Source organism: Caulobacter sp. 602-1 (assembly GCF_003931565.1).
Lineage (GTDB): Bacteria > Pseudomonadota > Alphaproteobacteria > Caulobacterales > Caulobacteraceae > Caulobacter.
This window is the reverse complement of record NZ_RRYI01000001.1, coordinates 1,016,582-1,028,975: the sequence shown is the minus strand read 5'-3', so window position 1 is coordinate 1,028,975 and position 12,394 is coordinate 1,016,582. Positions and strand designations below refer to the sequence as shown.

The window sequence follows — 12,394 nt, the reverse complement described above, 5'->3', positions numbered from 1 at the left end:
GTGTCAAATCGTTTTTTTCAAAACTTTCCGACAAACCCGCCAACCAACCCCAAGGTCACCAGCGGAGCCGGCAGCTTCTAAAGAAACCACCAAATCCAGTCAAGCAATTATTTCGAAAAGAAATAGAAGCTTTTCCGGATCGAAATACTTGGAAGCTCTTGCGAACATCTTCGTATTTCTGGGAGGGCGGCTTCTAACGAAGCAGAACTCCCGGGTCAACCGTCCTTTTCACTTTTGTTTCCTTGAGGGCCGAAGCCATTTCAGAACGCAAAAGGTGACCGAGGCGCGCCGCTTGGGAGCGCCGTAAGTCAGAAGAGATTCGATTGAGGCTGCGGAACTTAACGATCCGCTTTCAGAAACGCAAGTCCAAAAGGCCAAGGTTTCGTCCGGCGGGCCGTGGCCCCGAAGCGAGGGGCGGCTTCTAGAGCCCACGCCCCGCTCCGGCAAGCGCGGAATCGCGGATTCATCCCCAGACCCTCCCATTCCCTGTGCATGAACGGCGTCATCCAGGCTTGCGCGCCGGCCTGGCCTCGCTCAGAAGGCTGAGCACTCTATAGAGCGCGCCCGCACGGACACGCCCGCTAGGCTTCATGTAAAAGGTCCCCGGCGTCCATGTTGTCCCAGAAGGCCCGCTACGCCCTGCGCGCGATGATCGAACTGGCCCGCGCGGACGCCCAGGTGACCGCCGGCGAACTGGCCCAGCGCGCCGACGCCCCTCGCAAGTTTCTGGAAGCCATCCTTCTATCTCTCTCGCGCGAGGGCCTGGTGATCAGCCGGCGCGGCAAGTTCGGGGGATATGTGCTGGGTCGTCCGGCCGGGGAGATCAGCTTCGCGGAGATCATCCGCCTGGTGGACGGCCCCCTGGCCCTGGCGCCCTGCGTCAGCCGCACCGCCTTCCGCCGTTGCGAGGACTGCCGGGATCTCGTCACCTGCGCCCTGCGCGAAGCCCTGTTGCGGGCCCGCGACGCCACGGCCGCCGTGCTCGAAGGTTACAGCGTCGCCGACGCCGTCCAGGGCGCCGGGGCCGAACTGATCGAGGGCTGACGTCCGTCATATATAGAGAAGCTCTGCGAGCGTGACCCCGGCCGCGCGCCAGCGGCCAGGGTCACGCTCCGCGGGAGCGCGTCCGCCAGGGGGTTCGCCGCCTTATCAGCCCGCGGCGATATAGGCCTTGAGACCCTCGGCCTCGGCCTGGGCCTCGTTGATCTTGTATTTCACGAGGTCGCCGATCGAGACGATCCCCGCCAAACGCCCGCCCCTGACCACCGGCAGGTGTCGAATCCGACGGTCGGTCATGCGTTCGAGCAGGGCGTCGATCGTCTCGTCCGGTTGGGCGAACACCACGCTGGTGCTCATGCAGGCGCTGACCGGCTTGGTCAGCGCGCCGGCGCCTTCCTTGGCGATGGCCCGAACGATGTCCCGTTCGGAAAGGATTCCAACCACCGCTTCCTCGCCGTCGACCACCACCATGGCCCCGACACGTCTGGTATGAAGCAAGGCGGCCGCCGCGCCGATGGTCTCCTGTGGAGAGGCCGTGAACACGAGATCGCCCTTGTCTTTCAGGATCTGAGAAACCAGCACCGCGCTTCTCCCTTATGTTCTTCTAGGCAAGGAGGGTCTCGCAAAGAGGCCGCGCGATCAATGGGTTTCGGGACTTTCGGGATGAACGCCGGCCCAGCGGGCGAACGGACCGATCAGCAGGACGCCGACGACAAAGCCGACGAGGTGCGCCTCCCAGGCCACCGCGCCGGCCCCCATGGTCAGCAGGCCGCCCGCAACCGCCATCACCAGATTGACGATCAGCCAGCCCAGGCCCAGCGAGATGACGCGAGGCCCCAGGATCGGTCCGACCCGTCCCGGATAGTCCATGATCCGGGCGGCCGCGCCCATCAGGGCCGAGACCGCCCCGGACGCGCCGATCACCGCATTGGCGCTGTCTGGATGGATCGCCGCGTAGCCGACGCCCGACAGCGCGCCGCTCACCAGATAGAAGAGGCAGAAGATTCCCCCTCCCCGGCCGTTTAGTCCCACCAGCCGGGCCACGGGAGCGCCAAAGGCCAGGGCGAAGGCGCTATTCATCAGGGCGTGAACCCAGCCGCCGTGCACGAACATCATGGTCACGGGCCCCGTCCAGACACCGTTCCAGAAGTCCCGCGGGACCAGGGCCAGGGACTCGACGGTCGCGTCGCTGGCGCGCGACAGCAGGATGTGCGGGACCAGGATCGAAGCCGCCGCCAGCAGGGCGGGCCAGGGCGCGTTGAAGATCGGCTCGGAACGCTGCTCGCTCATGGCATCTATCTAGGGCGCCTCACGACGATTCGAACCACCGCCCATCGCCCCGGCGCGCGCTTAACCATTTTTTCTCGACCTAGGGCCTACACGTCGATCTGTACCTTTTTGGCACGGGTGTTGCTTGCCGCGCCGTGTCGACAGTTCGCGGAGCCTTTCATGGCCTGGCATCGGAAAAAGAACATGGGCGTCGCGACGGCCACCGCCGTCGTCTTCACGCTGTGCATCCCCACGCTAGGTCTCGGCGGCGTCGCCGCGGCGCAGTCGATGTCGACCAACTCGGCCTCGTTCAACGCCGGCTATGGCCGCAGCTCGGGCCAGGAAAACCGTATGGTCGAGTATTCGACCCGCGACGCCAACGGCAACCGGGTGATCGTCGACGGCGTCATGCTGACGGGTTCCGACCAAAGCGTGTTCTCGTCGAGCCGTTCGTCCGGCTCGCTGGACGCCTATTCGGGCGTCGGCGGCGTGGGCGGCTACGCCGGCTCTACCGCGATCGGCAACAACCTGACGGTCATCACCCAGGGCAACAACAACACGGTCATCGTCAATTCCAGCCAGGTGAACAACGGCAACGTCACCGCCGGCTCGAACGTGGTGAAGGCGGGAACTCCGCAATGAACTTCAAACGCACGAGTCTCGTCCTGGCCCTAGTGGGCGCGACGGCTTTGACCGGCTGTGGCGGCGTGCCCGTGGCCTCGACGGCCGGCAACTACGCCAAGCCGATCGGCAGCGCGCCGGTCACGGCCAATCCCACCGACTATTCGGCCGCCCTGGTCTGTCTGAACCAGTACGCCCGCGCCAATCACGTGGCCGCGCCGCGCATCGCCATCGGCCGCATCGCCGACTACACCGGCAAGGAAGAGTCCGACGGCTCTGGCCGCAAGGTGACGCAGGGCGCCTCGCTGATGGCCTTCTCAGCCTTCGCCAAGGCCGGCATGCCCATGGTCGAGCGCTTCGACACCTCGGTGTCGGAGTTCGAGCTGAAGTACGCCAACAACAAGCTGATCTCGGACCGTCCCAACCCCGCGCCCGACGCGCCGGCGGACTACCGCAAGATCATCGCCGGCCAGGTGCCCGGCTCCGACTTCTACGTGGTCGGCGGCATCACCGAGCTGAACTACAACATCCGCTCGGCCGGCGTGGACGCCTATGTCGGCGACAAGGACACCGACGGGCTGAAAGGCAACTTCCGCCGCCGCGTCTTCGTCATGAACATCGCGCTGGACCTGCGCATGGTGAACACCCGCACGCTCGAGGTGGTGGACGTCATCTCGTACCAGAAGCAGGTGGTCGGCCGCGAGATCAGCGCCGGCATCTTCGACTTCCTGAACGGCAACATCTTCGACATCTCGGCCGGCCGCGGGGCGCTGGAGCCCATGCAGCTGGCGGTGCGCGCCCTAATCGAGCGGGCCACCGTCGAGATGAGCGCCAACCTCTACGGCATGCCCGGCCCGCAAAGCTGCCTGCGCTACGACCCGTTCGGCGACGCCACGGTCGGCCAGACCGGCGCCTTCACTCCGGCCTACGACAACCTGGGAACGAACAATGCGCAAACCCGCGACGACCCGTCTCGCTGGAACGCGAAGCGTGATCCCGATATTCGCGATTCTAAGCGCGGTCGTTACTAGCCAGCCCGCTTACGCCCAGACGACCTCGCCGAGCCCGGTTCTCAACAACCAGATCAATCTCGGCGAGCTCTTCTCGGAGCAGACGCTGAACGTCCAGACGGTGTCCGACGGCGTCACCGCCAGCACGACGGCCCAGGCCAACGGCGTCTCGATCGGCGTGACCAACGCCGACGCCTCGGCCGACTCGACCCAGGAAAACCAGGGCAAGGTCTACGCCCACGGCGTGGTGGATGTCGGCGCCGACGCCGGCGCGGTCTCGGCGGTGCGCACCACGGCGGTCGGCAATTCCGGCGCCCTCTCCGCGTCCAACGGCACGGTCTCGGCCCGCGTCGTCCAGGTCAATTCCGACACGGTCACCGCGCGTGGCCAGGTCGAGGCGGCCAACGCCTCGGCCAAGGACCTGACCGTCTCGACCCTGGCCATGGGCAACAGCCAGGGCGTCAATCTGGACAACGGCTCGGCCGGAGTGCGGATCAGCCAGTCGACCACGGCCAATGTCCTCGCTGACGGCGGCGCGAACGTCGGCTACGTCTCGGGGACCAGCGCGGTCTCCGCGACCACCGCGGGCAACAACATCAATATCAGCGGCGGCAACCAGTCGGCCGTCCGCGCCATCACCGATCAGGCGAACACGGCCGAGGTGACCCAGGCCAGCAAGTTCACGGCTTACGGCAACAGCTACCTGTCGGCGACGGTGGCCACGGCCACCGGCAACAACCTGGCGGTCCAGAACGAGGGTCCGCTGGCGGACGTCACGTCCAACCAGTGGAACACCTCGTACGTGCGCGGCCAGGCGCAGGGGACCTCGTATCTGTTCGGCGCGGCCCAGACGAGCGCCTACGCCGCCGGCAATTCCTCACAGGTCAACAATGTCGGCGCGGATCTGACCCTGGACAACCTGCAGACCAATACCGGCGGCGGCGTCGAGGCGATCGCCAGCTTCGAGGGCCAGGACGGCTACGACACGGTGACCAGCGCCACGGCGATGGGCAATGCGGTGACCGGCTACGCCTGCTCCAAGTGCAACGGCCGCATGACCGTGACCAACAACCAGACCAACAGCGCCGACATCGGCGCCAGCTCCAGCACCACGATCAATTCTGGCCGCCAGGTGACGGGCGTCTCGACCGCCATCGGCAACAACGCCAGCTTCAACGTGACCTCGCCAGGATACTAGGCCGCCTCACCTAGGCGGAACGCACGCGCCCTGCCCCAGCGACAAGCCTTACGGCTTCGCGGCGCGGTGCAGCCTGTGCATGTCGTCGCGCCGCATGCCGCCGATCGTGGCGGCGACGCTGGCGGCGAAGGCGCTGGTCAGGGCGCCGATGCCCAGGAACAGGGAGATCTGCGCGCCGATCTGCCCGGCGCGGATCACTTCGGCCGGCGCCAGCGCATCGACCGACGCGGCCGGGGCCTGAGCCGTCAACGCCCCCAGCACCAGCAGTCCAACGACGCTGGTCGCCCAGGCCAGCAGACCGTGAGCCGTATCGCGGAAATAGGTCTCGTGATCATGGACGTGCAGCCATTTGGTTCGCAGCCGTCCGGTCAGATACCCGCCCAGCATGCTCGCCACGACCTGACAGGCGACGAAGACCGCGCCGACCGCCGGCGTGAAATCATCAGCCTCCAGGCCCGCGGGCCAGCGCGGCGCCATCTTCAGGCCCAGGCCTGCGCCCAGCGATACGAGAACGAAGAGCAGCGCGACCGTCGCTGCGGCGCCAGCCCAGATCGCATCCCAGCTGACGGCCGACTGGTGCTCGTCGGGGATGTCGACTGTTGAAAGTTCGGCTCCGTAAGCCATGGCGACAGTCCTCCGGCTCAAAAATGGTGGGTGCAGAAGGCCAGGAGGAGAATGATGGGGAGAGGAACCCCCAGCAGCATCAGAAGAATCGATCGCATGGCGTGAAGCCCCTTGCTCGAGATGAAAGGGCGCTTCGCGTCCATAGCCGCGCCTTGTTCGATCAACGATGCTAACGAGCCGAGAGTTCCGGCGCGCATCGCGGCGCGTCCGGGGGCCGATCTCAGGCCCGAACGCCGTCCAGCGTCGCCCCATCCGCCGGCTTCCGCCCGCGGTCATCGCCCCAGAGGGAGATCTTCAGCAGCAGCTCTCGCGGGCTGATCGGCTTGCCGACGTGGTCGTCCATGCCGCTGGCGCGATAGAAGGCGATCTGCTCGGGCAGGACATTGGCGGTCAGGGCGATGATCGGGGTCTGGCCCGTCTCGCCCGGCATCGCCCGGATCGCCCGGGTGGCGGCCAGACCGTCCATGCGCGGCATCTGCACGTCCATCAACACGAGATCGTAGCCGCCGGAGGCCACGGCCTCGACCGCCGCGTGGCCGTCGGCGACGACGTCGGCCGCGTGGCCCATCGCGCGGACGAGCGCGCCGATCAGTTCGCGATTGGCCTCGTTGTCGTCGGCGACCAACAGGTTCAGCGGCCGCGACGGCGCTTGTGGGACCTCGGGCTCGCGGCTTTCGGGGGCCACGGCGACCGGCAGGTCCAGCACGCACCAGAAACGCGCGCCCTCCCCGGCGATGCTGTCGACCCCGATCTGGCCGCCCATCAGTTCGACGATCTCCTTGCTGATCGCCAGGCCCAGGCCCGTACCGCCGAACTTGCGCGATACCTCGGGCCCAGCCTGGGCGAACCGATCGAAAACGAAGCCCAGCATCGCCTCGGGCACGCCGACGCCGGTGTCGGACACCGCAAGCTCCAGACGGGCGAAGCCAGGCTGCGCGCCCTCGCGCCGCGCCGCGCTCAGCACCACGGAGCCGACCTGGGTGAACTTGACGGCGTTGCCGAGGAAGTTCACCAGCACCTGGCGCAGGCGATCGCCGTCGCCCTCCAGCCAAGCGGGGCAGAACGGATCGATGTCGAGCTTGAGGTCCAGCCCCTTGGCTCCAGCCTGGGCTTCGAAGATGCCAGCCGTGGCGCCGAGCAGGGCGCGCAGCTCGAACGGCCGGGTCTCCAGACTGACCCCGCCGGCCTCCAGCTTCGAGAAGTCGAGGACGTCGTTCAGGGTGTCCAGCAACACGGTCCCGGCATCGCGGATGCGCGCCAGGCGGCGGCGCTGTTCGGCGTCCAACTCCGAAGCGTCCAGCAGATCGGTAAAGCCGAGGATGCTGGTCAGCGGCGTGCGTAGTTCGTGGCTCATATTGGCCAGGAAGTCCTGGCGCGCGGCCATGGCGGCCTCGGCCCGCTGGCGGGCGTCGGCCAGGGCGGACTGGGCCTCGACCTCCTCGGTGATGTCGGTCTCGTTGACCAGGATGCAGGGATCGCCGGTTACAGGGTCGGGCGTGCGGCGGGCGGCCAGACCATGCCAGCGCTCGCCGTGGGCGGTGATCACCCGATAGGCCCCCTCGATCGTCTCGCCGCCCAGGGTCGAGGCCCACAACGCGCCGCCAGCGTCGCCATCGGCGAAGATCTCGGCGAAACGGGTGTTCTCGCCCGGGTAACTGGCCAGGGCGGCGGGGTTGCCGAAGATGCGAAAGCCGTCGGCGTCGTACAGCGAGACCAGAGCGCTGGTGTGGCGCAGGGCCTCTATGGCGCGATGCTCGTCGGCCTCCGGGGCGACCGTCGCGCCCTCGAACAGGAGCGCCTGGCCGCCATCCGGCAAGAGGATGCGCGAGATCGTGGTCTGGACCGTGACCGGCAGGCCCTTCGGATAGAAGGTCCAGCGCTCCTCGACGGCGCCGCCGCCTTCGATGCGCTTGGCGATGTCCTCCATGCGCACGCGCACGGCGGGGGACTGGTCGGAGAAGTCGCGCGCCAGGAGCTCGTCCAGCGAGGCCGCGCCCCACAGCGCGACCGCCGCGCGGTTGGCGTAGACCTTGCGCTTGCGGACGTCGTCGAACACCCAGACAGGCCGTCGCAGGCCGTCCAGGCCCAGACCAAGACGCGCGGGAACATCAGAAGCAGCAATATTGTCTGCGCTCGGCTTCAAGGCGATTACTGATGCTCCTCAAGCTCGGTTTCTCTAACAGGCCGCGCTTGGTGAGCCGTTAACGGGCAAATTTGTCGCACCCCGCCAACCCGCGCTCCGTGCTCGGCTCCCGCAGACTGGCCCGCGATTTTGACGTTTCCTCGGCGCGCGGCCTGCTATAGGGCCCAGACCTCCGCGACATACCGCCGCTTTAGTATTGAACGATCATGGCCTCCCCGACCCGCGCGCCTGTTCTCGCCCTCAAGGACGTTCGTCTCGCCGACGGCGCCAAGCCCCTGTTCGACGGCGTCGACCTGGCCCTGGAGCCGCGCGTCCGCGCCTGCCTGGTCGGTCGCAACGGCGCGGGCAAGTCCACGCTGCTGAAGATCCTGGCCGCCCAGGGCGTCGAGCCCGACAGCGGCGAGCGCGCCGTGCAGCCAGGCGCCAAGATCATCTTCGTCAGCCAGGAGCCGGAGATCACCGGCGACACCCTGCTGGACTACTGCACCGCCGGCGGCGCCGAGGACTATGAGGCCCAGGCCGCCCTGGCGGACTTCGGCCTGGATCCGGAGAAGAGCTCGCAAGGCCTGTCGGGGGGCGAGAAGCGCCGCGCCGCGCTGGCGAGAGCGTTCGCCGAGAAGCCTGACGTGCTGCTGCTGGACGAGCCGACCAACCACTTGGACATCTTCGCGATCCAGACCCTGGAAGAAGAGCTGGCCAACTCGAAGTGCGCCGCCCTGATCGTCAGCCACGATCGCGCCTTCCTGAACCGGGTCACCCAGCGCACCTACTGGCTGGAGCACCGCAAGGTGCGCCGCCTGGACAAGGGCTTCGCCGAGTTCGAGATCTGGAGCGAGCAGGTGCTGGCGGCCGAGGCCGAGGAAGAGCGCCGCCTCAACAAGGTGCTGGAACGCGAGAACGCCTGGCTGGCGCGCGGCGTCCAGGGGCGCCGAGCCCGCAATGAAGGCCGCCGCCGCGCCCTGATGGACCTGCGCGCCCAGAAGAAGGACCTGCAGGGCGACAAGCGCGGCTCGATGTACATGGCCGTCGAGAGCGCCGCGACTTCGGGCAAGAAGGTGATCGAGGCCAAGCACCTGACCAAGAAGTTCGGCGACCGCGTGATCGTCGAGGACTTCTCGACCCGCATCATGCGCGGCGACCGCGTGGCTCTGGTGGGCCCCAACGGCGCGGGCAAGACCACGCTGGTGCGCCTGCTGCTGGGCGAACTCGAACTCGACGCCGGCACGGTGCAGCTGGGCACCAATCTGGAGGTTTCCTACATCGACCAGGGCCGCATGGCGCTGTCGGACAAGATCACCCTGTGGGACTTCCTGACCCCCGGCGGCGGCGACTCCATCCTGGTCCGCGGCCAGCCCAAGCACGTGGCCGGCTACGCCAAGGACTTCCTGTTCACCGAGGCCCAGCTGCGCCAGCCGGTGACCAGCCTGTCGGGCGGCGAGCGCAACCGCCTGCTGCTGGCCCGGGCCCTGGCCAATCCCACCAACCTGATGGTGCTGGACGAACCGACCAACGACCTGGACATGGACACGCTGGACCTGCTGGAGGACCTGCTGGCCGACTTCGACGGCACGCTGATCCTCGTCAGCCACGACCGTGACTTCATCGATCGCCTCGCCACCTCGACCATCGCCATGAACGGTCACGGCAAGGTGCTGGAGACCCCCGGCGGCTGGACCGACCTGATCGACCAGAGCCCCGACTTCTTCAAAGGAGCCCGTGGGGCCAGTGTCGGCGCGTCGTTCACGCCGGTGGCCCGGGGGGCCAAGGCCGCCGCGCCCGCTCCGGCGGCCGCCGCGCCTCCGCCGAAGAAGGCCGGCAAGCTGACCTTCAAGGACCAACGGCGTCTCGAAGAGTGCGAAGCCCTGATCGCCAAGAGCCCGGCGATCATAGCCGCCTTCGAGAAGACCCTTGCCGACCCGAACCTCTACAGCCGCGATCCGGCGACCTTCGACAAGACCATGAAGGCCCTCGACAAGGCGCGCGCCGACCTGGAACAGGCCGAGATGGAGTGGCTGGAACTGGAAGAGAAGAAGGAAAACCTGGCCGGCTGATCCAGGTTTCGCGTCGCGCCACGGGCTCACGGCGGTGCGACCGCGAGAGCGCCGCCGACCTCTTGAATTGTCGGAGCGCCCATGCATTCTCAGCGATGCTCGCTCTCAACCTTGGAAATACAATCTCTTACGGTATCAACGTCGCCGAGGCGCGCTGCGGCGAAACGACACATCCAGCGATAAGCCGGCAACTGGGCCCTGGGCGAGCGTATTGAATGGTGACGTCGTCGCTCCCGGGATCGCCTAGCGATCACTTCCGAGAGCGTGGCGACGCCGGCGTTGTCCCCGAACCCGTTCGGACGTCGACGCCCGATCAAGGGGTCCATTGGGGGAGGCGTAGACGGCATGCCGCACAGGCTGGCCCAACAGGAACAACAACGGCAGACCGCGCTGTTGCTGGGGCTGTCCGTCGCCATCGTCGCCAGCCTGGCGTTCAGTGACTATCTGAGCCGCTCCATCCTGGGCGTCGCCGCCTTCTGGCCCGCCAACGCCCTGCTGGCCGCGGGTTTGCTCACCCTCGCGGGATCGCGGCGGTGGGCCCTGACCGCCATCTTCGTCGTCTTCCACCTGGCCTTCGACCTGCTGGTGAGCGACAGCCCCGCGCGCGCCGCGTTCAACACCGGCGTCGACACGCTGGAAGCCCTGGCCGTCCAGGCCGTCTTCCTGCGCCTCTGGGGCGGCCCGCCGCGCATCCGCACCCTGCGCTCGCTGGTCATGCTGCCGGCCGTGACCACGCCGATCGCCGCCGGGTTCTCCGTTCTCTGCGCCGGGCTCCTCACGCTGACTTTCGGCGACCCTTTCTGGAGCGTGCTGGTCGACTGGTTCCTGCGCGGCGCCCTGGGTCTGGCGATCGCTCTGCCGGCGACCCTGGTTCTGATCGACGCCGAGCACCGCCGCTCGTTCCATCGGACCTGGCGCGAGCGCCTGGCGCTGATGTTCGGCGTCGGCGCGATCACCCTGCTGTGCGCCCATCCGGCTTCGGGCCTGCCGCCGTTCCTGATCTTCCCGGTCGCCCTGATCGCCGCCTATCGCCTGGGCGCGCGCGGCGCGGCCATGGCCGCGCTGATCGTGGCGGTGATTGTCCTGCCCATCGCGATGGCCGGCGCCTCCCCGCGCTTCAACGCGGTCCTTGGCCCCACCGCTCAGGCGCGGACCATCCAGGTTTTCATCCTGGTGCTGTTCTACACCTGTCTGGCGGCCGGCCTGGCCCTGGCTCAGCAGGACCGGCTCAAGCGGCTGCTGCTGCGCCGCGAGCAGCTGACCCGCGCCGCCCGCGCCCGGGCCCTGGCCGCCACCGAGGCCAAGACCGAGTTCCTGGCCACCATGAGCCACGAGATCCGGACGCCGTTGAACAGCGTGCTCGGCTTCGCCCAGCTGCTGGCGGCGCGCGACGACCTGCCGCCTGACGCCCGTCGGCAGGTCAACCTGATCGACAGCGCCGGCGCGGCCCTGCTGACGGTGGTCAATGACATCCTCGACTTCTCGCGGGTCGAGGCGGGCCAGATCGAACTCATGCCCCAGCCGACCTCGGCCGCTGGCCTGATGCGCGACACCGTGGCGATCATGGCGCCCGAGGCCCGCGCCAAGGGCTTGACCCTGGACCTGGAGATCATCGACCCGGTCGAGGCCCTGCACGACCTGGACGCCGACCGTCTGCGCCAGGTGCTGATCAACCTCCTGAACAACGCGGTGAAGTTCACCGACGAGGGCCGCATCGACGCGCGCCTGATCGTCGAGCCCGGCGACCTCGAGGACCGCCTGCGCTTCGAGATCATCGACACCGGCGTCGGCATCGACCTGGACAAGCAGGCGCTGCTGTTCCAGCGCTTCTCCCAGGCCGACAGCTCGATGAGCCGGCTGCATGGCGGGGCTGGCCTGGGCCTGGCCATCTGCCGGGCGCTCGTGGACGTGATGGGCGGCAAGATCGGCGTCGACAGCGTGCCGGGCCGCGGCTCGTGTTTCTGGATCGAGCTCCTGGCCCCGACCGCTGAGCCGATCGCCGTACCCGAGCGGCCCAAGACCTCGACGCCGGGCGCAGCCAAGATCCTGATCGTCGACGACCACCCGATCAATCTGGAGATCGGCGCGGCCCTGCTGACCATGGTCGGCTTCGAGGTCGACGTCGCCGAGAACGGCAAGCAGGCCGTCGAACGCGTCGAAGCCGGCGACTACGACATCATCCTGATGGACATCCATATGCCGCAGATGGACGGACTGCAGGCGACGCGGGCGATCAAGGCGCTGCCGGGACGCGCGGGCAAGGCCCCGATCATCGCCATGAGCGCCGACGCCCTGCCCCGCCAGGTCGAGCGCTGCTACGCCGCCGGCATGGTCGACCACATCGCCAAGCCGATCCAGCGCGAGGTTCTGTACGCCAAGGTCGAGCGCTGGCTGAACCACAAGGCGGCGGCGGAGACTTAACCGGGCTAGCGGCGCGCGCCGCGGCTGCTTAACTTGCCTCCGAAACCGGGGGAGACCT

The 12,394-nt window shown here is 67.7% G+C and carries 11 protein-coding genes; 7 read left to right on the top strand and 4 right to left on the bottom strand.

Annotated elements, in window-relative coordinates; genetic code table 11:
- Together EIK80_RS26600 and EIK80_RS04800 are read left to right on the top strand one after the other, a co-directional pair.
- Positions 1-197: hypothetical protein (locus tag EIK80_RS26600; protein WP_233586424.1), on the top strand; the 197-nt coding region annotated here is incomplete at its 5' end.
- Positions 198-612: 415 nt separating this feature from the next.
- Complete coding sequence (locus tag EIK80_RS04800) at positions 613-1,044, top strand: Rrf2 family transcriptional regulator (protein WP_125155802.1); 432 nt, start codon at positions 613-615, stop codon at positions 1,042-1,044.
- Positions 1,045-1,149: 105 nt separating this feature from the next.
- Here EIK80_RS04800 and EIK80_RS04795 read toward each other — a convergent pair whose 3' ends face one another.
- Together EIK80_RS04795 and EIK80_RS04790 are read right to left on the bottom strand one after the other, a co-directional pair.
- A complete protein-coding gene (locus tag EIK80_RS04795; protein WP_125155801.1) occupies positions 1,150-1,581 on the bottom strand; it encodes a CBS domain-containing protein in 432 nt (143 codons plus the stop codon).
- A 57-nt stretch (positions 1,582-1,638) separates the two neighbouring features.
- Positions 1,639-2,289 carry a rhomboid family intramembrane serine protease gene (locus tag EIK80_RS04790; protein WP_125155800.1) on the bottom strand — a complete coding sequence of 217 codons (651 nt, stop codon included), beginning with the start codon at positions 2,287-2,289 and terminating at the stop codon, positions 1,639-1,641.
- A 159-nt stretch (positions 2,290-2,448) separates the two neighbouring features.
- Here EIK80_RS04790 and hfaA point away from each other — a divergent pair, with 159 nt between their 5' ends.
- The 3 genes from hfaA to hfaD are packed head-to-tail and all read left to right on the top strand — an operon-like array spanning position 2,449 to position 5,097.
- Positions 2,449-2,910: a holdfast anchoring protein HfaA gene (gene hfaA, locus EIK80_RS04785; RefSeq protein WP_125155799.1), complete on the top strand. Its 462-nt coding sequence runs from the start codon at positions 2,449-2,451 to the stop codon at positions 2,908-2,910.
- Positions 2,907-3,920 carry a holdfast anchoring protein HfaB gene (gene hfaB, locus EIK80_RS04780; protein ID WP_125155798.1) on the top strand — a complete coding sequence of 338 codons (1,014 nt, stop codon included), beginning with the start codon at positions 2,907-2,909 and terminating at the stop codon, positions 3,918-3,920. Before hfaA ends, hfaB begins: the two co-directional genes overlap by 4 nt.
- Positions 3,838-5,097, top strand: a complete 1,260-nt coding sequence (hfaD, locus tag EIK80_RS04775) for a holdfast anchor protein HfaD (RefSeq protein ID WP_125155797.1) — start codon at positions 3,838-3,840, stop codon at positions 5,095-5,097. The genes hfaB and hfaD overlap by 83 nt, the downstream gene beginning before the upstream one ends.
- Before the next feature lie 48 nt (positions 5,098-5,145).
- Here the strand turns inward: hfaD and EIK80_RS04770 are convergent, their stop codons facing one another.
- Both EIK80_RS04770 and EIK80_RS04765 read right to left on the bottom strand, forming a co-directional pair.
- A complete protein-coding gene (locus EIK80_RS04770) occupies positions 5,146-5,721 on the bottom strand; it encodes a hypothetical protein (protein ID WP_125155796.1) in 576 nt (191 codons plus the stop codon).
- A 220-nt stretch (positions 5,722-5,941) separates the two neighbouring features.
- A complete protein-coding gene (locus tag EIK80_RS04765) occupies positions 5,942-7,864 on the bottom strand; it encodes a PAS domain-containing hybrid sensor histidine kinase/response regulator (RefSeq protein ID WP_125155795.1) in 1,923 nt (640 codons plus the stop codon).
- Positions 7,865-8,070: 206 nt separating this feature from the next.
- Between EIK80_RS04765 and EIK80_RS04760 the strand changes: the two genes are divergently transcribed.
- Together EIK80_RS04760 and EIK80_RS04755 are read left to right on the top strand one after the other, a co-directional pair.
- On the top strand, positions 8,071-9,915 hold the full coding sequence (locus EIK80_RS04760; RefSeq protein ID WP_125155794.1) for an ABC-F family ATP-binding cassette domain-containing protein: 1,845 nt from the start codon (positions 8,071-8,073) through the stop codon (positions 9,913-9,915).
- 345 nt (positions 9,916-10,260) lie between these two features.
- Positions 10,261-12,336, top strand: a complete 2,076-nt coding sequence (locus EIK80_RS04755; RefSeq protein ID WP_125155793.1) for an MASE1 domain-containing protein — start codon at positions 10,261-10,263, stop codon at positions 12,334-12,336.
- Positions 12,337-12,394: the final 58 nt, after the last annotated feature.

Coding starts and splice junctions, on each gene's coding strand:
- EIK80_RS04800 (WP_125155802.1), top strand. CDS start 613: ATGTTGTCCCAGAAGGCCCGCTACGCCCTGCGCGCGATGATCGAACTG.
- EIK80_RS04790 (WP_125155800.1), bottom strand. CDS start 2,289: ATGAGCGAGCAGCGTTCCGAGCCGATCTTCAACGCGCCCTGGCCCGCC.
- hfaA (WP_125155799.1), top strand. CDS start 2,449: ATGGCCTGGCATCGGAAAAAGAACATGGGCGTCGCGACGGCCACCGCC.
- hfaB (WP_125155798.1), top strand. CDS start 2,907: ATGAACTTCAAACGCACGAGTCTCGTCCTGGCCCTAGTGGGCGCGACG.
- hfaD (WP_125155797.1), top strand. CDS start 3,838: ATGCGCAAACCCGCGACGACCCGTCTCGCTGGAACGCGAAGCGTGATC.
- EIK80_RS04770 (WP_125155796.1), bottom strand. CDS start 5,721: ATGGCTTACGGAGCCGAACTTTCAACAGTCGACATCCCCGACGAGCAC.
- EIK80_RS04760 (WP_125155794.1), top strand. CDS start 8,071: ATGGCCTCCCCGACCCGCGCGCCTGTTCTCGCCCTCAAGGACGTTCGT.
- EIK80_RS04755 (WP_125155793.1), top strand. CDS start 10,261: ATGCCGCACAGGCTGGCCCAACAGGAACAACAACGGCAGACCGCGCTG.